General features: G+C 56.7%; 17 protein-coding genes. 14 read left to right on the top strand and 3 right to left on the bottom strand.

Going from position 1 to position 17,676, the window contains the following annotated elements; genetic code table 11:
- Positions 1–11: 11 nt before the first annotated feature.
- Both BJ887_RS22530 and livJ read left to right on the top strand, forming a co-directional pair.
- Entirely contained in the window at positions 12–1,277 is a 1,266-nt protein-coding gene (locus BJ887_RS22530) for a 4-aminobutyrate--2-oxoglutarate transaminase (protein WP_121340474.1), read from the top strand.
- A gap of 196 nt (positions 1,278–1,473) precedes the next feature.
- Entirely contained in the window at positions 1,474–2,574 is a 1,101-nt protein-coding gene (gene livJ / locus BJ887_RS22525; protein WP_074148115.1) for a branched chain amino acid ABC transporter substrate-binding protein LivJ, read from the top strand.
- A gap of 86 nt (positions 2,575–2,660) precedes the next feature.
- Here livJ and panM read toward each other — a convergent pair whose 3' ends face one another.
- Positions 2,661–3,053 (bottom strand): aspartate 1-decarboxylase autocleavage activator PanM, encoded by a 393-nt coding sequence (gene panM / locus BJ887_RS22520; RefSeq protein WP_020884545.1) that lies wholly within the window; start codon positions 3,051–3,053, stop codon positions 2,661–2,663.
- Positions 3,054–3,477: 424 nt separating this feature from the next.
- On the opposite strand from panM, the gene livK reads away from it, so the two are divergent.
- The 10 genes from livK to ugpQ all read left to right on the top strand — a co-directional run bounded on the left by livK (position 3,478) and on the right by ugpQ (position 13,478).
- Positions 3,478–4,587 (top strand): high-affinity branched-chain amino acid ABC transporter substrate-binding protein LivK, encoded by a 1,110-nt coding sequence (livK, locus tag BJ887_RS22515; protein ID WP_020884546.1) that lies wholly within the window; start codon positions 3,478–3,480, stop codon positions 4,585–4,587.
- A gap of 46 nt (positions 4,588–4,633) precedes the next feature.
- Positions 4,634–5,560 carry a high-affinity branched-chain amino acid ABC transporter permease LivH gene (gene livH, locus BJ887_RS22510; RefSeq protein WP_121340473.1) on the top strand — a complete coding sequence of 309 codons (927 nt, stop codon included), beginning with the start codon at positions 4,634–4,636 and terminating at the stop codon, positions 5,558–5,560.
- The gene (gene livM, locus BJ887_RS22505) at positions 5,557–6,834 is read left to right on the top strand and encodes a branched chain amino acid ABC transporter permease LivM (RefSeq protein ID WP_014172003.1); all 1,278 of its coding nucleotides are present in this window, start codon (positions 5,557–5,559) and stop codon (positions 6,832–6,834) included. The genes livH and livM overlap by 4 nt, the downstream gene beginning before the upstream one ends.
- Positions 6,831–7,598 carry a high-affinity branched-chain amino acid ABC transporter ATP-binding protein LivG gene (gene livG, locus BJ887_RS22500; protein ID WP_014172002.1) on the top strand — a complete coding sequence of 256 codons (768 nt, stop codon included), beginning with the start codon at positions 6,831–6,833 and terminating at the stop codon, positions 7,596–7,598. Before livM ends, livG begins: the two co-directional genes overlap by 4 nt.
- Before the next feature lies 1 nt (position 7,599).
- Positions 7,600–8,313, top strand: a complete 714-nt coding sequence (gene livF, locus BJ887_RS22495) for a high-affinity branched-chain amino acid ABC transporter ATP-binding protein LivF (protein ID WP_020884549.1) — start codon at positions 7,600–7,602, stop codon at positions 8,311–8,313.
- Between the two features lie 227 nt (positions 8,314–8,540).
- A complete protein-coding gene (gene ugpB, locus BJ887_RS22490) occupies positions 8,541–9,857 on the top strand; it encodes a sn-glycerol-3-phosphate ABC transporter substrate-binding protein UgpB (protein WP_113656917.1) in 1,317 nt (438 codons plus the stop codon).
- A 73-nt stretch (positions 9,858–9,930) separates the two neighbouring features.
- Positions 9,931–10,818, top strand: a complete 888-nt coding sequence (gene ugpA, locus BJ887_RS22485; RefSeq protein ID WP_014171998.1) for a sn-glycerol-3-phosphate ABC transporter permease UgpA — start codon at positions 9,931–9,933, stop codon at positions 10,816–10,818.
- Positions 10,815–11,660 carry a sn-glycerol-3-phosphate ABC transporter permease UgpE gene (ugpE, locus tag BJ887_RS22480; RefSeq protein WP_014171997.1) on the top strand — a complete coding sequence of 282 codons (846 nt, stop codon included), beginning with the start codon at positions 10,815–10,817 and terminating at the stop codon, positions 11,658–11,660. The genes ugpA and ugpE overlap by 4 nt, the downstream gene beginning before the upstream one ends.
- A gap of 1 nt (position 11,661) precedes the next feature.
- Complete coding sequence (locus BJ887_RS22475) at positions 11,662–12,732, top strand: sn-glycerol-3-phosphate import ATP-binding protein UgpC (protein WP_020884551.1); 1,071 nt, start codon at positions 11,662–11,664, stop codon at positions 12,730–12,732.
- Positions 12,729–13,478, top strand: coding sequence for a glycerophosphodiester phosphodiesterase (ugpQ, locus tag BJ887_RS22470; RefSeq protein WP_121340472.1), 750 nt, complete (start codon positions 12,729–12,731; stop codon positions 13,476–13,478). Before BJ887_RS22475 ends, ugpQ begins: the two co-directional genes overlap by 4 nt.
- Here the strand turns inward: ugpQ and BJ887_RS22465 are convergent.
- A complete protein-coding gene (locus tag BJ887_RS22465) occupies positions 13,459–13,845 on the bottom strand; it encodes a DUF2756 family protein (RefSeq protein WP_020884553.1) in 387 nt (128 codons plus the stop codon). The genes ugpQ and BJ887_RS22465 overlap by 20 nt on opposite strands.
- 127 nt (positions 13,846–13,972) lie before the next feature.
- On the opposite strand from BJ887_RS22465, the gene ggt reads away from it, so the two are divergent.
- Positions 13,973–15,715: a gamma-glutamyltransferase gene (gene ggt / locus BJ887_RS22460; protein WP_121340496.1), complete on the top strand. Its 1,743-nt coding sequence runs from the start codon at positions 13,973–13,975 to the stop codon at positions 15,713–15,715.
- 39 nt (positions 15,716–15,754) lie between these two features.
- Here ggt and yhhY read toward each other — a convergent pair whose 3' ends face one another.
- Positions 15,755–16,243 carry an N-acetyltransferase gene (gene yhhY / locus BJ887_RS22455; protein ID WP_121340471.1) on the bottom strand — a complete coding sequence of 163 codons (489 nt, stop codon included), beginning with the start codon at positions 16,241–16,243 and terminating at the stop codon, positions 15,755–15,757.
- 308 nt (positions 16,244–16,551) lie between these two features.
- Between yhhY and BJ887_RS22450 the strand changes: the two genes are divergently transcribed.
- A complete protein-coding gene (locus tag BJ887_RS22450) occupies positions 16,552–17,589 on the top strand; it encodes an oxidoreductase (RefSeq protein WP_020884555.1) in 1,038 nt (345 codons plus the stop codon).
- Positions 17,590–17,676: the final 87 nt, after the last annotated feature.

Below are 17,676 nucleotides of genomic sequence, written 5' to 3'. Positions count from 1 at the left end.
AGGGGGACAGGGTGAAAAACAGTGAACTGAATGACCGGCGTTTGCAGGCGACGCCGCGCGGTATCGGCGTGATGTGTAACTTCTACGCCGATAAAGCCGAAAATGCCACGGTGTGGGACGTCGAGGGTAACGAGTATATCGACTTCGCCGCCGGGATTGCGGTGCTGAATACCGGCCATCGGCATCCAAAAGTCATTGCCGCCATCGAAAAACAACTCCACGCATTTACCCATACGGCATATCAGATTGTCCCGTACGAAGGCTATGTGGCGCTTGCCGAGCGTATCAACCAACGTGTACCCGTTGATGGGCCTGCCAAAACGGCTTTCTTCTCTACGGGAGCAGAGGCGGTCGAAAACGCGGTAAAAATTGCCCGCGCGTATACCCGTCGTCCTGGCCTGATCGCCTTTGGCGGTGCCTTCCACGGCCGTACCTTTATGACGATGGCGTTGACGGGGAAAGTGGCGCCGTACAAACTCGGTTTCGGTCCGTTTCCCGGATCGGTTTATCACGCACACTATCCAAATGATCTGTACGGCGTCAGCACGGCAGAAGCGTTAAAAAGCCTCGAACGCATCTTCAAAGCAGACATTGCGCCGGACCAGGTGGCGGCCATTATCCTGGAACCGGTTCAGGGGGAGGGGGGATTCAACGTTGCCCCCGCCGATTTTATGCAGGCCCTGCGCGAACTGTCCGATACGCACGGAATTTTGCTGATTGCTGACGAAGTGCAAAGTGGCTTTGCGCGAACCGGCAAGCTGTTCTCGATGGAACACCATTGCGTGAAGCCGGATCTGATCACCATGGCGAAAAGCCTGGCCGGCGGGATGCCGCTCTCGGCGGTCTCTGGCCGGGCGGAAGTGATGGATGCCCCCGCACCTGGCGGGCTGGGCGGGACTTACGCCGGCAACCCGCTGGCGATTGCCGCAGCCCATGCCGTGCTGGATGTGATTGATGAAGAGGATCTCTGCACGCGCGCGGCGCATCTTGGCCATCATCTGGTGGAAGTGCTGAACAAAGCGAAGGGGGACTGTCCGTTTATCGCTGATATTCGTGCCCAGGGCTCAATGGTGGCGGTGGAGTTTAACGACCCGCAAACCGGGCTGCCGTCGCCGGAATTCACGCGTCAGGTCCAGGAGCGTGCGTTACAGGAAGGTCTATTGCTGCTGAGCTGCGGCGTGTACGGCAACGTTATCCGTTTCCTCTATCCGCTTACCATCCCCGAAGTTCAGTTCCGTAAAGCGCTGGATATTATCTCCGCGTCGCTGACACGTTAAAGCCCTGGCCCGGCGGTGATCCCTGCCGGGCTTATCATATATTCATTTCAAATTAGCTATTCCAAAATCATAAAAATGGGGTATGTTTTAGCAGAGTATGCTGAAAAAGCGCGACTGTCATACCTATAACTGAAATAAAGCGCTACACAACAACATCACGACAATCGTAATAACCATAATAATGGGGAATCTCAGGATGAATATGAAGGGTAAAGCGTTACTGGCAGGATGTATTGCGTTGGCATTCAGCACGATGGCACAGGCCGATATTAAAGTGGCTGTCGTGGGCGCGATGTCCGGTCCGGTAGCACAGTACGGCGACCAGGAATTTACCGGCGCAGAACAGGCGGTTGCAGACATTAATGCTAAGGGCGGCATCAAGGGCGAAAAACTGCAGATCGTAAAATATGATGATGCCTGCGACCCGAAACAAGCGGTTGCCGTGGCGAACAAAGTGGTGAACGACGGAATCAAATACGTTATCGGTCACCTGTGCTCCTCTTCCACGCAGCCCGCGTCTGATATCTACGAAGACGAAGGCATTCTGATGATCACCCCGGCTGCAACGGCGCCGGAGCTGACCGCACGTGGCTATAAGCTGACCCTGCGTACCACCGGTCTGGATTCAGACCAGGGCCCAACCGCGGCAAAATACATTCTGGACAACGTGAAGCCGAAGCGTATCGCGATTGTTCACGACAAACAGCAGTACGGTGAAGGTCTGGCGCGTGCCGTGCAGGATGGTCTGAAGAAAGGCAATGCCAATGTGGTCTTCTTCGACGGTATCACCGCCGGTGAGAAAGACTTCTCCACTCTGGTGGCACGTCTGAAGAAAGAGAATATTGATTTCGTTTACTACGGTGGCTATCACCCTGAAATGGGCCAGATCCTGCGTCAGGCACGTGCGGCTGGCCTGAAAACCCAGTTTATGGGTCCGGAAGGGGTTGCGAACGTTTCCCTGTCTAACATCGCCGGTGAGTCTGCTGAAGGCCTGCTGGTGACCAAACCGAAGAACTACGACCAGGTGCCTGCGAACAAACCGATCGTAGATGCCATCAAGGCGAAGAAACAGGATCCAAGCGGCGCGTTCGTCTGGACCACCTACGCTGCGCTGCAGTCTCTGCAGGCGGGTCTGAACCAGTCAGCCGATCCGGCTGAGATTGCCACCTGGCTGAAAGCCCACTCTGTCGATACCGTGATGGGTCCGCTTTCCTGGGATGCGAAGGGCGATCTGAAAGGCTTCGAGTTCGGCGTGTTTGACTGGCATGCTAACGGAACGGCGACTGACGCCAAATAAAAGCAAACGGCAACCTTTCGGTTGCCGTTTTAGTATTTGCACCCTCTCCTGTGGGAGAGGGGCGGGGTGAGGGCATCAGGCGGCATTCAGCAAACCTGACGTTTCTCCCACCCGTTTTCCTGCGCCGTAAACCCTAACGCCTGCATAAACGCCGCCATCACGCCGCGGTCTTCCACGCCCACGTCGGCCATCCACCAGGAGGTGACGTTCGGGTTTTCACGGATTATCTCTTCAATTAAATACTGCCCCACACCGCGACGACGGGTCACGTCACGTACGCGCAGTGAGTCCAGCGCCCCTTCGGTGCCGCTCAGGGTCACGCGAACCGCGGCGAGCAGACGCTCGTTAAAGCGTGCGGCGTAGATGCGGTGTGTCTCATCGACGCGGAGTGAAGAAGGGGAATATTCCGGCCAGATCTTGCCCAGGTCGATATGATCCTGGTCGCTAAAGGTCACCAGACGCACGATAGTCAGTTTCATTAGCTGCTTGTCCAAATCAAATTGAGTAGGGGCAGTGTACTCAATTTATTCCCTCAGCGGCTTCCTCTTTTTATCCCGGCTCACCAGGTGATTAGTTTTTTGGCAGCGCGAAGGGCAGTTTGAAAACACATGGATCGAAAAATAAGCAGAATTTTAACCTGAATGGCAGTGAATTATTCGGCGCTTTGTACCGTTATTTTATGCTGTAAACTGCAATTTTATTTGTTTATCTCTGCCCTATTTCAGAATATTATCTTTGCTTAATCGCCTGAAAAATAGAGATTTTAGTCTGGTTTTTATGAAAAAACTGCGCTAAACCATTAAAGGCGCTGGTAAAAATAGCGTTGTGCATTAAAAGTACAGAATGCTTTTTAACCATAATAAAACAAAATATATACACGACATCACGAATGGGGATTCAGAGATGAAAAGGAACGCGAAGACGTTAATCGCGGGGATGGTTGCATTGGCGATTTCGCATGCAGCCATGGCGGAAGATATTAAGGTTGCTGTAGTGGGTGCGATGTCCGGTCCTGTTGCCCAGTGGGGGGATATGGAGTTCAACGGTGCTCGCCAGGCAATCAAAGACATCAACGCCAAAGGCGGCATCAAAGGCGACAAGCTGGTTGGCGTGGAATATGACGACGCCTGCGATCCCAAACAGGCCGTCGCGGTCGCTAACAAAATCGTGAACGATGGCATCCAGTACGTGATTGGCCACCTGTGCTCGTCGTCCACCCAGCCTGCGTCGGATATCTACGAAGACGAAGGCATTCTGATGATTACCCCGGGCGCAACCAACCCTGAACTGACTCAGCGCGGTTATCAGCACATCATGCGTACTGCCGGTCTGGACTCGTCTCAGGGACCAACCGCCGCCCGATACATCCTCGACACCGTCAAGCCGACGCGCATCGCCATTATTCATGACAAACAGCAGTACGGCGAAGGCCTGGCGCGCTCCGTTCAGGACGGGCTGAAAAAAGGCGGCGCGAATATCGTCTTCTTTGATGGCATTACCGCTGGCGAGAAAGATTTCTCCGCGCTGATCGCCCGTCTGCAAAAAGAGAATATCGATTTTGTTTACTACGGTGGCTACTACCCGGAAATGGGTCAGATGCTGCGTCAGGCGCGTTCGGTCGGGCTGAAAACCCAGTTTATGGGACCAGAAGGCGTCGGTAACGCCTCCCTGTCGAACATCGCCGGGGACGCAGGCGAAGGCATGCTGGTGACGATGCCAAAACGCTATGACCAGGATCCTGCGAACAAGGCTATCGTAGACGCGCTCAAGGCGCAGAAGAAAGATCCAAGTGGTCCGTACGTCTGGATCACCTACGCGGCGGTGCAGTCTCTGGCAACCGCGCTGGATCGCACCGGCAGCAAAGAACCGCTGGATCTGGTGAAAGATTTAAAAGCACACGGGGCGAACACCGTGATTGGGCCGCTGAACTGGGATGAGAAAGGCGATCTGAAGGGATTTGAGTTTGGTGTCTTTAAGTGGCACGCCGACGGTTCGTCCTCGGTCGCCAAATAATTATCCCACCGCCCGGACCGCCGGGCGGGTATAAAAAGGTTTGCATATGTCCGAGCAGTTTCTCTATTTCCTGCAGCAGATGTTTAACGGCGTCACGCTGGGAAGCACCTACGCGCTGATCGCCATCGGCTACACGATGGTTTACGGCATTATCGGCATGATTAACTTCGCCCACGGCGAGGTCTACATGATCGGTAGCTATGTCTCCTTTATGACTATCGCCGCCCTGATGATGATGGGTATCGACAGCAGCTGGCTGCTGGTCGCCGCCGGGTTTGTCGGCGCGATTGTGATTGCCAGCGCCTATGGCTGGAGCATTGAACGCGTGGCGTACCGGCCGGTGCGTAGCTCCAAACGCCTGATTGCGCTGATCTCCGCCATCGGGATGTCGATCTTCCTGCAAAACTACGTCAGCCTGACGGAAGGCTCGCGCGACGTGGCGCTGCCAAGCCTGTTCAACGGTCAGTGGGTGGTCGGTGCCAGCGAGAACTTCTCTGCCTCTATCACCACCATGCAGCTGGTGATCTGGGTGGTGACCTTCGTTGCGATGCTCGCCCTGACGGTCTTTATCCGCTACTCGCGTATGGGACGCGCCTGCCGTGCCTGCGCAGAAGATCTGAAGATGGCGAGCCTGCTTGGCATCAACACCGACCGCGTTATCGCCCTGACCTTTGTGATTGGGGCAGCGATGGCGGCGGTCGCGGGTGTCCTGCTGGGGCAGTTCTACGGCGTTATCAACCCGTACATCGGCTTTATGGCCGGGATGAAAGCTTTCACCGCGGCGGTCCTGGGCGGTATCGGCAGTATTCCAGGCGCGATGATTGGCGGCCTGATCCTGGGCGTGGCCGAAGCGCTCTCCTCCGCGTATCTGAGTACGGAATATAAAGATGTGGTGTCGTTTGCCCTGCTGATTCTGGTTCTGCTGGTAATGCCTACCGGTATTCTGGGTCGTCCGGAGGTAGAGAAAGTATGAAACCGATGCATTTCGCAATGGCGCTCCTCTCAGCCGCCATGTTCTTCGTGCTGGCAGGCGTCTTTATGGGCGTCCAGTTAGAGCTGGACGGCACAAAACTGGTGGTGGATACCGCCGCCGACATTCGCTGGCAGTGGATATTCATTGGCACCGCGGTCGTGTTTCTGTTCCAGATGCTGCGTCCTGTGTTCCAGAAGACGCTGAAAAGTGTCTCCGGTCCGAAATTCGTTCTGCCGGCTCTCGACGGCTCAACCGTTAAGCAGAAGCTGTTCTTCGTGGCGCTGCTGGTGGCTGCGGTGGCGTGGCCGTTTGTGGTCTCTCGCGGTACGGTCGATATCGCGACCCTGACCATGATCTACGTGATCCTCGGTCTGGGCCTGAACGTGGTGGTGGGGCTGTCTGGCCTGCTGGTGCTGGGCTACGGTGGTTTCTACGCCATCGGGGCCTATACCTTCGCGCTGCTGAACCACTATTACGGTCTCGGCTTCTGGACCTGTCTGCCGCTGGCGGGCCTGGTCTCCGCCGCGGCGGGCTTCCTGCTGGGCTTCCCGGTCTTACGCCTGCGCGGTGACTATCTGGCGATTGTGACTTTAGGCTTCGGCGAAATCGTGCGTATCCTGCTGCTCAACAACACCGAAGTGACCGGCGGCCCGAACGGGATCAGCCAGATCCCGAAACCGACCTTCTTTGGTCTGGAGTTCAGCCGTACGGCTCGCGAAGGGGGCTGGGATACTTTCAGCAACTTCTTTGGCGTGAAGTACGATCCGTCCGACCGGGTGATTTGGCTCTATCTGGTGGCGCTGCTGCTGGTGGTGCTTACCCTGTTCGTGATTAACCGTCTGCTGCGTATGCCGCTGGGCCGTGCGTGGGAAGCGCTGCGTGAAGATGAAATCGCCTGCCGTTCGCTGGGCCTCAACCCGACCCGCATCAAGCTGACTGCGTTTACCATCAGCGCCGCGTTTGCCGGTTTTGCCGGTACGCTGTTTGCCGCGCGTCAGGGCTTTGTCAGCCCCGAATCGTTTACCTTTGCCGAATCTGCCTTTGTACTGGCGATTGTGGTGCTCGGCGGTATGGGCTCGCAGTTTGCCGTTATCCTGGCGGCCATTCTGCTGGTGGTCTCCCGTGAGCTGATGCGCGACTTTAACGAATACAGCATGCTGATGCTGGGTGGTTTGATGGTGCTGATGATGATCTGGCGTCCGCAGGGCTTGCTGCCGATGACCCGTCCACAGCTGAAGCTGAAAAACGGGCAAGCGAAAGGAGAGCAGGCATGAGCCAGCCATTATTATCCGTTAACGGCCTGATGATGCGTTTTGGCGGCCTGCTGGCCGTCAACAACGTGAATCTGGATCTGCACAAGAAAGAGATTGTCTCCCTGATTGGCCCTAACGGCGCGGGGAAAACCACGGTCTTTAACTGCCTGACCGGTTTCTACAAGCCGACGGGTGGCACCATCAAGCTGCGCGACCAGCATCTGGAAGGGCTTCCGGGCCAGCAGATTGCCCGCATGGGGGTGGTGCGTACCTTCCAGCACGTGCGTCTGTTCCGCGAGATGACGGTGATAGAGAACCTGCTGGTGGCGCAACACCTGCAGCTCAAAACCGGCCTTTTCTCTGGCCTGCTGAAAACCCCGGCCTTCCGCCGTGCTCAGGATGAAGCGCTCGACCGCGCCGCCACCTGGCTCGACCGTATCGGCCTGCTGCAGCATGCGAACCGTCAGGCCAGCAACCTGGCCTACGGTGACCAGCGCCGTCTGGAGATCGTGCGCTGCATGGTGACGCAGCCAGAAATCCTGATGCTCGATGAACCGGCGGCAGGGCTTAACCCGAAAGAGACCAAAGAGCTGGACGAGTTGATTGCCGAACTGCGCGATCATCACGACACCACCATCCTGCTGATTGAGCATGATATGAAGCTGGTGATGGGCATTTCTGACCGTATCTACGTGGTAAACCAGGGCACGCCGCTGGCAAACGGGACGCCGGAAGAGATCCGCAACAACCCGGACGTGATCCGTGCATACCTGGGCGAGGCATAAGATGGAAAAAGCGATGTTAACGTTCGACAAGGTTAATGCTCACTACGGCAAGATACAGGCGCTGCACGATGTCAGCCTGCATATCAATCAGGGCGAAATCGTCACCCTGATTGGCGCGAACGGTGCGGGTAAAACCACGCTGCTCGGCACCCTGTGCGGCGACCCGCGCGCCACCAGCGGGCGGATTGTCTTTGATGGCAAAGATATTACCGACTGGCAAACCGCCAGAATCATGCGTGAAGCGGTGGCGATTGTCCCGGAAGGGCGTCGCGTCTTCTCACGCATGACGGTGGAAGAGAACCTTGCGATGGGCGGCTTCTTTGCTGACCGCGACCAGTACCAGTCCCGCATCAAATGGGTCTATGAGCTGTTTCCGCGTTTGTGGGAGCGCCGTATTCAGCGGGCCGGCACGATGTCCGGTGGTGAACAGCAGATGCTGGCGATTGGCCGCGCGCTGATGAGCCAGCCGCGTTTGCTGCTGCTGGATGAACCGTCGCTCGGTCTTGCGCCGATCATCATTCAGCAGATCTTCGACACCATCGAACAGCTGCGTAAAGAGGGGATGACCATCTTCCTCGTCGAGCAGAACGCCAACCAGGCGTTGAAGCTCGCCGACCGCGGCTACGTGCTGGAAAACGGCCACGTGGTGCTCTCCGATACCGGCGACGCGCTGCTGGCAAACGAAGCGGTGCGAAGCGCCTATCTCGGCGGCTAGATAAAAGCAAAAGCAAAAAGGCAACGTCAGTTGCCTTTTTTCATGCAGGGCACCAGACCGCACCGAACTTACCCCAACCGCCTTCACACAACCATCATCCGCCTGACGTTTTGTTGTCATCTCACTGTAAAGAAACAGTTATTTTTCTGTCATTCGAGCATGTCATGTTACCTCGCGAGCATAAAAACGCGTGATATCGCGCATCCGGCACAATAAGAGAGATGACAATGACATCGTTACGACACACAGCTTTGGGTCTGGCAATGGGGCTGACTTTTGCGGCGAACGCAATGGCTGTCACCACCATTCCGTTCTGGCATTCCATGGAAGGGGAGTTGGGTAAAGAAGTTGACTCCCTGGCGCAGCGTTTCAACGACACCCATCCGGATTACAAAATTGTGCCGGTGTACAAAGGTAACTACGAGCAGAGCCTGAGCGCGGGCATTGCCGCTTTCCGTACCGGTAATGCACCTGCGCTGCTTCAGGTTTACGAAGTCGGTACTGCGACCATGATGGCCTCTAAAGCCATTAAACCGGTCTACGAAGTGTTTAAAGACGCAGGTATCAACTTCGACGAATCTCAGTTCGTGCCGACCGTGGCGGGTTACTACACCGATTCCAAAACCGGTCATCTGCTGTCTCAGCCGTTTAACAGCTCCACGCCGGTGCTGTACTACAACAAAGACGCCTTCAGGAAAGCCGGTTTAGATCCGGAACAACCGCCAAAAACCTGGCAGGACCTGGCGGCGTACACCGCTAAGCTGAAAGCGGCGGGGATGAAGTGCGGCTACGCCAGCGGCTGGCAGGGCTGGATCCAGATTGAAAACTTCAGCGCCTGGCACGGCCTGCCGGTGGCCACCAAAAACAACGGCTTCGACGGCACCGACGCGGTACTGGAGTTCAACAAGCCAGAGCAGGTGAAGCACATCGCTCTGCTTGCCGATCTCAACAAGAAGGGCGATTTCAGCTACTTCGGGCGTAAAGACGAATCCACCGAGAAGTTCTACAACGGTGACTGCGCGATTACGACCGCCTCTTCCGGCTCTCTGGCGGATATCCGTCATTACGCAAAATTCAACTACGGCGTAGGCATGATGCCTTACGACGCTGACGTGAAAGGTGCACCGCAGAACGCCATCATCGGTGGGGCGAGCCTGTGGGTCATGCAGGGCAAAGACAAGGGCACCTACAAGGGCGTGGCCGAGTTCCTCGACTTCCTGGCGAAGCCAGAGAATGCCGCCGAATGGCATCAGAAAACCGGCTACCTGCCTATCACCACGGCCGCGTATGACCTGACCCGCGAGCAGGGCTTCTACAGCAAAAACCCGGGCGCGGATATCGCGACGCGTCAGATGCTCAACAAGCCGCCATTGCCGTTCACCAAAGGCCTGCGTCTGGGGAACATGCCGCAGATCCGTACCATCGTAGATGAAGAGCTGGAAAGCGTGTGGACCGGGAAGAAAACCCCACAGCAGGCGCTGGATTCTGCGGTAGAGCGCGGTAATCAGCTGCTGCGCCGCTTTGAGCAATCAACAAAGTCTTAATCATTTTACCCTCATCCTGTCCCTCTCCCTGTGGGAAGGGCTGGGATGAGGGCTACCTACGCTGAGCTAAACTATGTCCTCATCCCGTCCGGTGTTCCGTTCGCGCTGGCTGCCGTATTTGCTGGTCGCGCCGCAGCTGGTCATCACCGTTATCTTCTTTATCTGGCCTGCGGGCGAGGCGCTCTGGTACTCGGTACAAAGCGTCGATCCGTTTGGGCTTTCCAGCCAGTTTGTCGGGCTGGACAACTTTACCGCGCTGTTCCACGACAGCTATTACCTCGACGCCTTCTGGACGACCATGAAGTTCAGCGCGCTGGTCACTGTCAGCGGCCTTGTCGCATCGCTCTTTTTCGCGGCGCTGGTGGATTACGTGGTGCGCGGCAGCCGTCTGTATCAGACGCTGATGCTGCTACCTTACGCCGTGGCGCCAGCCGTCGCCGCCGTGCTGTGGATCTTCCTGTTTAACCCAGGGCGCGGGCTGATTACCCATTTCCTGGCGGAGTTCGGCTACGACTGGAACCACGCCCAGAACAGCGGTCAGGCGATGTTCCTGGTGGTCTTCGCGTCGGTGTGGAAACAGATCAGCTACAACTTCCTGTTCTTCTTTGCTGCGCTGCAGTCTATTCCGCGCTCGCTGGTTGAAGCCGCGGCGATTGATGGTGCAGGGCCGGTCCGTCGTTTCTTTAGGCTGTCGCTGCCGCTGATTGCCCCGGTGAGTTTCTTCCTGCTGGTGGTCAACCTGGTTTACGCCTTCTTCGATACCTTCCCGGTGATCGACGCCGCCACGGCCGGTGGCCCGGTACAGGCCACGACGACGCTTATCTATAAGATCTATCGCGAAGGCTTTGCCGGTCTGGATCTCTCGGCATCCGCCGCCCAGTCGGTCGTGTTGATGTTCCTCGTCATCCTTCTCACGGTAGTGCAGTTCCGTTATGTCGAAAGTAAGGTGCGCTACCAATGATCGAGAACCGTCGCGGGCTGACGATGTTCAGCCACACCATGCTGATTTTGGGCATCATCGTCATTCTGTTCCCGCTGTACGTGGCCTTCGTTGCCGCCACGCTGGACACCAAAGCGGTGTTTGATACGCCGATGACGCTGATCCCAGGCGGGCATCTTTTCGAAAACATGAAAACCATCTGGACCCAGGGCGTGGGCGCTAACAGCGCGCCATTCTGGCTGATGATGCTGAACAGCTTCATCATGGCGTTCGGTATTACGGTGGGCAAAATCACGGTGTCGATGCTCTCGGCCTTCGCCATCGTCTGGTTCCGCTTTCCCCTGCGTAACCTGTTCTTCTGGATGATCTTCATCACCCTGATGCTGCCGGTCGAAGTGCGTATCTTCCCGACGGTGGAAGTGATCGCCAACCTGAAGATGCTGGACAGCTACGCAGGTTTAACCCTGCCGCTGATGGCCTCGGCCACCGCCACCTTCCTGTTCCGCCAGTTCTTTATGACCCTGCCGGATGAGCTGATTGAGGCCGCGCGTATTGACGGTGCCTCGCCGATGCGCTTCTTCCGTGACATCGTGCTGCCGCTGTCGAAAACCAACCTTGCGGCGCTGTTTGTCATCACCTTTATCTACGGCTGGAACCAGTATCTGTGGCCGCTGCTGATTATTCAGGACGTCAATCTTGGCACCGCCGTGGCGGGCATCAAAGGCATGATCGCCACCGGTGAAGGCACCACGCTCTGGAATCAGGTGATGGCGGCGATGCTGCTCACCCTTATCCCCCCGGTCGTTATCGTTTTAGCCATGCAACGTGCGTTCGTGCGTGGTTTAGTGGACAGTGAGAAATAAGATGGCAGGTTTAAAATTACAGGCAGTGACCAAAAGCTGGGACAACAAAACCCAGGTCATTCAGCCGTTAACGCTCGACGTGGCGGACGGGGAATTTATCGTGATGGTTGGCCCGTCAGGCTGCGGCAAATCAACGCTGCTGCGCATGGTTGCCGGGCTTGAACGTGTGACCAGCGGCGATATCTGGATCGATCGCCAGCGCGTGACCGAGATGGAGCCGAAGGACCGGGGCATCGCGATGGTGTTTCAGAACTACGCCCTTTACCCGCACATGAGCGTGGAAGAGAACATGGCATGGGGGCTGAAAATCCGCGGGATGGGCAAAAGCCATATCGATGAGCGCGTGAAAGAGGCGGCGCGTATTCTGGAACTGGATGGCCTGCTCAAGCGACGTCCGCGTGAACTGTCCGGCGGACAGCGCCAGCGCGTGGCGATGGGGCGCGCCATTGTGCGTGACCCTGCGGTGTTCCTGTTCGACGAGCCGCTCTCAAACCTTGATGCCAAGCTGCGCGTGCAGATGCGCCTTGAGCTGCAGCAACTGCACCGTCGTCTGAAAACCACCTCCCTGTATGTGACGCACGATCAGGTGGAAGCGATGACCCTCGCCCAGCGCGTGATGGTGATGAACAAAGGCGTCGCCGAGCAGATTGGCACCCCGGTGGAGGTATACGAGAAACCGGCCTCCCGCTTTGTGGCAAGCTTTATTGGCAGCCCGGCGATGAACCTGCTGGAAGGGCGGATCAGCAGCGCCGGTACGCACTTTGAGCTGGAAAGTGGGATGGCGCTGCCCGTAAACGGGTACTATCGTGGCTATGCCGGGCGTAAGATGACGCTCGGTATCCGCCCGGAACATATTGGGTTAACCTCACAGGCGGAAGGCGGCGTGCCGCTGGTCATGGACACGCTGGAGATGCTGGGGGCTGACAACCTGGCGCACGGACGTTGGGGTGAACAAAAAATGGTGGTGCGTCTGGCCCATCAGGAGCGCCCTAAAGCAGGCAGCACGCTGTGGCTGCATCTGCCGGAAAATCACCTGCACGTATTCGACGGTGAAACAGGACAACGTATATGAGTAACTGGCCTTATCCCCACATCGTCGCCCACCGGGGCGGCGGTAAACTGGCACCGGAAAACACGCTGGCGGCTATCGATATGGGCGCGCATTACGGTCACACGATGATCGAGTTCGACGCCAAGCTATCGAAAGACGGCGAGATTTTCCTTCTGCATGATGACAACCTCGAACGCACCAGCAATGGCTGGGGCGTGGCGGGAGACCTGCCGTGGCGCGATCTGCTGAACGTCGACGCCGGAAGCTGGTACAGCAGCGCGTTCAAAGGCGAGCCGCTGCCGCTGCTGGCGGAAGTGGCCGACCGCTGTCGCCTGCACGGCATGATGGCCAATATCGAAATCAAACCAACCACCGGCACCGGGCCGCTCACAGGTAAAGTGATTGCGCTGGCCGCGCGTGAGCTGTGGGAGGGCATGACGCCACCCCTGCTGTCGTCGTTTGACATTGATGCCCTGGAGGCGGCGCAGGCGTCCGTTCCGGCGTTGCCGCGCGGACTGCTGCTCGACACGTGGCGTGATGACTGGCGTGAGCTGACCAGCCGTTTAGGGTGTGTGTCGATTCACCTGAACCACGCGTTGCTGGATGAGGCGCGGGTGAACATGTTGAAAGCGGCGGGGCTGCATATCCTGGTCTATACCGTCAACAAACCCCAGCGTGCGGCGGAGCTGCTGCGCTGGGGGGTGGACAGCATCTGTACCGATGCGATTGACGCGATCGGCCCGAACTTTAGTTCTGCGAAGAATTAAGCATCCCGCCATTCGACGGTGACTGGGACGGCAGCATATGCTGCTGTCCGCTGCCCGACGAGGTCATCCCGCCCAGCATTCCGCCGTTCGGGTTAGGCAGCGGCTGCTCACGCACCTGACCCTGCTGTATGCGCTGGGTGTTGGTGTTCATCTGGTTTTGCAGGCTTTGCTGCTGCATCTGGGTCTGCGTTTTCAACTGCTGGTTCAGCATCCCTTTCTGCTGTTGCTGCTGGCTCATCATCTCCGTTTGCATACGCTGCTGGCTTGGAATGACGTAGCCCTGCTGGTTCGGGTTGTTCATCGTATTGAGTGGCTGTGCGAGCGCGGCAAACGGAAGCAGCGCCGTAAGAATCAGTAAGCGTTTCATTGTCATCTCCCTTCTTTTGAGGCTTCTCTTAAGTTTACCCTGATTTCACCATGACGATGATTTTTTAGGAGTTGTGAACCAGGCTTAAGCGGGGAATATGGCCCTCTTCACCTGGAGAACAATAATGATGAAACCAACGTTTTTGCGCTGGATAGCGATCGCCGCGCTGATGGCAGGCGGCACATTTAGCGTGGCGGCCAACCCGCCAGCGGCTCCGCCAGTCTCGTACGGCGTGGAGGAAGATGTTTTTCATCCCGTGCGGGCAACGCAGGGTATGGTGGCGTCGGTGGATGCGCTGGCAACGAAAGTGGGCGTCGATATTCTCCGGCAGGGCGGTAATGCGGTGGATGCGGCAGTCGCGGTGGGCTATGCGCTGGCGGTGACGCATCCGCAGGCGGGGAACCTGGGCGGCGGCGGCTTTATGATGCTGCGGACCAAAGACGGCAAAACCACCGCCATCGACTTCCGTGAGATGGCCCCAGGACAGGCTTCCCGCGATATGTTCCTTGACGATCAAGGCAACCCGGACAGCAAAAAATCCCTGACCTCGCATCTCGCCTCCGGTACGCCGGGCACCGTCGCAGGCTTCTCCCTGGCGCTGGAAAAATATGGCACCCTGCCGCTCAACAAAGTGGTACAGCCTGCGATTAAGCTCGCCCGCGAAGGTTTTGTGGTGAATGACGCCCTGGCTGACGATCTTAAAACCTATGGCAGCGAAGTGATTCCGAATCACGAAAACAGCAAGGCTATCTTCTGGAAAGACGGCGAACCGCTGAAGAAGGGCGATAAGCTGGTGCAGAAGAACCTGGCGAAAAGTCTGGAGCTGATCGCGGAGCACGGCCCGGATGCGTTCTACAAAGGGGCGATTGCCGACCAGATTGCCGAAGAGATGCAAAAGAACGGTGGGCTTATCACCAAAGCGGATCTCGCGGAGTACAAGGCCGTCGAGCGTGAGCCGATTCACGGAAGCTATCGCGGCTATGACGTTTTCTCGATGCCACCGCCGTCTTCCGGCGGCATTCACATCGTGCAGATCCTCAACATTCTTGAAAACTTCGATATGCACAAGTTCGGCTTCGGCAGTGCGGATGCCATGCAGGTGATGGCAGAGGCGGAAAAACGCGCCTACGCCGACCGTTCAGAATACCTGGGCGACCCGGACTTCGTGAAGGTGCCGTGGCAGGCGCTGACCAATAAAGCCTATGCCAAATCGATTGCTGATGAGATTGACATCAACAAGGCCAAACCGTCGAGCGAGATCCGCCCGGGCAAGCTGGCACCGTATGAGAGCAACCAGACCACCCACTTCTCGGTGGTGGATAAAGACGGTAACGCGGTGGCGGTGACCTATACCCTCAACACCACCTTTGGTACAGGCATCGTGGCAGGCAACAGCGGGATTCTGCTCAATAACGAGATGGATGACTTCTCGGCCAAACCGGGCGTGCCGAACGTCTACGGACTGGTGGGTGGGGATGCGAATGCGGTCGGACCGAAGAAGCGTCCGCTGTCGTCCATGTCGCCTACCATCGTGGTCAAAGACGGTAAAACCTGGCTGGTGACAGGCAGCCCTGGCGGCAGCCGTATTATCACCACGGTGCTGCAGATGGTGGTGAACAGCATCGACTTTGGAATGAATGTCGCCGAAGCGACGAACGCACCGCGTTTCCACCATCAGTGGCTGCCGAACGAGCTGCGTGTTGAGAAGGGCTTTAGCCCGGACACCTTAAAACTGCTGGAGCAGCGCGGACAGAAGGTGGCGCTGAAAGAGGCAATGGGCAGCACCCAGAGCATTATGGTCGGCCCGGACGGCACGCTGTTTGGGGCCTCGGATCCGCGTTCGGTGGATGATTTGACGGCGGGGTTCTGATTTTATTGCCCGGTAAGCGTCGCGTTACCGGGCAATTTATCACTTCAGCCGGGCCATGTAATACGCGTCCACATAGTCGCCGTTACGCAGGGCGAAGTTCCTGCCGGCCCCTTCGATTTCAAACCCAAACTTCTTATACAGCGCCAGTGCCGCAGGGTTATCCGCAAAAACCGTGAGCTCAATGCGTTCAATGCGCAACCAGTTGTCGCAGAGATTGACCATTTCGCGCATGAGCGCACGACCCACACCGCGTCCCTGTACATCAGCGGCCACGCTAATGCCGAACGTTGCAACGTGGCTGCGGCGGGGATTTTCCATCACATCGAGTGCCATATGGCCAACCACTCGCTGGTCAAGACAGGCGACGAGATGCCGTCTTCCCGGTTTCGTCGCGACCCGGTCATGCCACATATCCATTGAGGGATGGGGAAGTTGTAGCGTGTCGTGATACACCCCAGGATGCGACATAATGTCACGTAACGCTTCTGCATCGCGGGCTTCGATATGGCGTATCACAATCTCACTCATTCCTTCATCCTCAGTCAGTTAAACGTCCATTCCAACATCAGTGAGATTAAAATTTGAGTCAACTGCTAATTTTTGCAAAAAAGATTGGACAAGTGCGAATGAGAATGATTATTATTGCTCTGCGTTCAGGAAGACCCCTACGGGAACCTGAAAGCACGACATTGCTCACATTGCTTCCAGTATTACTTTAGCCAGCTTTACGCTGGCTTTTTTTTGTCTTTTTTCGCCCGCTCCCCATGGAAGAGGGCTGGGGTGAGGGCAAAACTTGCGCTATGGTTGCACTCAGTAACCTTAAAAAGGACTGAGCCATGACATTACATTGCGCATTTATTGGATTTGGCAAAAGCACCACGCGTTACCACCTTCCGTATGTTCTCAACCGCAAAGACAGCTGGCACGTTGCCCATATCTACCGGCGTCGCGCGAAGCCGGAAGAGCAGTCTCCCCAGTACTCCCATATTCATTTCACCTGCGATCTTGATGAGGTCCTCAACGATCCGCAGGTCAAACTGGTGATTGTCTGTACCCATGCTGACAGCCATTTCGAGTACGCAAAACGCGCGCTGGAGGCGGGCAAAAACGTGCTGGTGGAAAAGCCGTTTACCCCGACAATGGCAGAGGCGAAAACGTTGTTTGACCTGGCGAAGCGCAAAGGGCTGACCGTCACGCCGTACCAAAACCGCCGCTTTGACAGCTGCTTCCTGACGGCAAAAAAAGTGATTGAGAGCGGTAAACTGGGTGACATCGTCGAGATTGAAAGCCACTTTGATTACTACCGTCCGGTGGCCGAAACGCATCCCGGCCTGCCGCAGGATGGCTCATTCTATGGTCTGGGCGTGCATACGCTCGATCAAATCATCTCTCTGTTTGGCCGACCGGACCACATGGCGTACGATATCCGCAGCCTGCGCAACAAAGCCAATCCGGATGACACCTTCGAAGCCCAGCTGTTTTACGGCGACCTGAAAGCCATCGTCAAAACCAGCCATCTGGTGAAAATTGACTACCCGAAATTTATCGTTCACGGCACCCGAGGCTCGTTTATCAAGTACGGTATCGACCAGCAGGAGACCAGCCTGAAGGCGAACATTATGCCCGGCGACCCGGGGTTTGCGGCGGATGACTCCGTGGGCGTGCTGGAGTACGTCAACGCAGAGGGCATCACCGTTAGAGAGGACGTGAAACCCGAAGCGGGTGACTACGGACGCGTTTACGATGCGCTGTATGAGACCCTGACTAACGGTGCGCCCAATTACGTCAAGGAATCTGAAGTTATGACCAATCTCGAACTCCTTGAACGGGCCTTCGAACAGGCCTCTCCTGCCACGATAACCCTCGCCAGATAAGAAAACATGACTCCTCTTTGCTTGTTCTAAATTTTTGAACAGAGGAGTCAATTTTCACCCTCTATGATCCCAGGCCGTTTGCGTCCA

The sequence above is a fragment of the Enterobacter sp. WPR_3_1 genome, from assembly GCF_003635055.1.
Lineage (GTDB): Bacteria > Pseudomonadota > Gammaproteobacteria > Enterobacterales > Enterobacteriaceae > Enterobacter > Enterobacter ludwigii.
Note: the sequence above shows the minus strand (reverse complement) of the source record. Positions and strands in the feature narration are given on the sequence as shown.

What these genes read in the sequence shown, in the direction of transcription:
- livJ (WP_074148115.1), top strand. Translation starts at nt 1,474, where the DNA reads ATGAATATGAAGGGTAAAGCGTTACTGGCAGGATGTATTGCGTTGGCA.
- panM (WP_020884545.1), bottom strand. Translation starts at nt 3,053, where the DNA reads ATGAAACTGACTATCGTGCGTCTGGTGACCTTTAGCGACCAGGATCAT.
- livK (WP_020884546.1), top strand. Translation starts at nt 3,478, where the DNA reads ATGAAAAGGAACGCGAAGACGTTAATCGCGGGGATGGTTGCATTGGCG.
- livH (WP_121340473.1), top strand. Translation starts at nt 4,634, where the DNA reads ATGTCCGAGCAGTTTCTCTATTTCCTGCAGCAGATGTTTAACGGCGTC.
- livM (WP_014172003.1), top strand. Translation starts at nt 5,557, where the DNA reads ATGAAACCGATGCATTTCGCAATGGCGCTCCTCTCAGCCGCCATGTTC.
- livG (WP_014172002.1), top strand. Translation starts at nt 6,831, where the DNA reads ATGAGCCAGCCATTATTATCCGTTAACGGCCTGATGATGCGTTTTGGC.
- livF (WP_020884549.1), top strand. Translation starts at nt 7,600, where the DNA reads ATGGAAAAAGCGATGTTAACGTTCGACAAGGTTAATGCTCACTACGGC.
- ugpB (WP_113656917.1), top strand. Translation starts at nt 8,541, where the DNA reads ATGACATCGTTACGACACACAGCTTTGGGTCTGGCAATGGGGCTGACT.
- ugpA (WP_014171998.1), top strand. Translation starts at nt 9,931, where the DNA reads ATGTCCTCATCCCGTCCGGTGTTCCGTTCGCGCTGGCTGCCGTATTTG.
- ugpE (WP_014171997.1), top strand. Translation starts at nt 10,815, where the DNA reads ATGATCGAGAACCGTCGCGGGCTGACGATGTTCAGCCACACCATGCTG.
- BJ887_RS22475 (WP_020884551.1), top strand. Translation starts at nt 11,662, where the DNA reads ATGGCAGGTTTAAAATTACAGGCAGTGACCAAAAGCTGGGACAACAAA.
- ugpQ (WP_121340472.1), top strand. Translation starts at nt 12,729, where the DNA reads ATGAGTAACTGGCCTTATCCCCACATCGTCGCCCACCGGGGCGGCGGT.
- BJ887_RS22465 (WP_020884553.1), bottom strand. Translation starts at nt 13,845, where the DNA reads ATGAAACGCTTACTGATTCTTACGGCGCTGCTTCCGTTTGCCGCGCTC.
- ggt (WP_121340496.1), top strand. Translation starts at nt 13,973, where the DNA reads ATGAAACCAACGTTTTTGCGCTGGATAGCGATCGCCGCGCTGATGGCA.
- yhhY (WP_121340471.1), bottom strand. Translation starts at nt 16,243, where the DNA reads ATGAGTGAGATTGTGATACGCCATATCGAAGCCCGCGATGCAGAAGCG.
- BJ887_RS22450 (WP_020884555.1), top strand. Translation starts at nt 16,552, where the DNA reads ATGACATTACATTGCGCATTTATTGGATTTGGCAAAAGCACCACGCGT.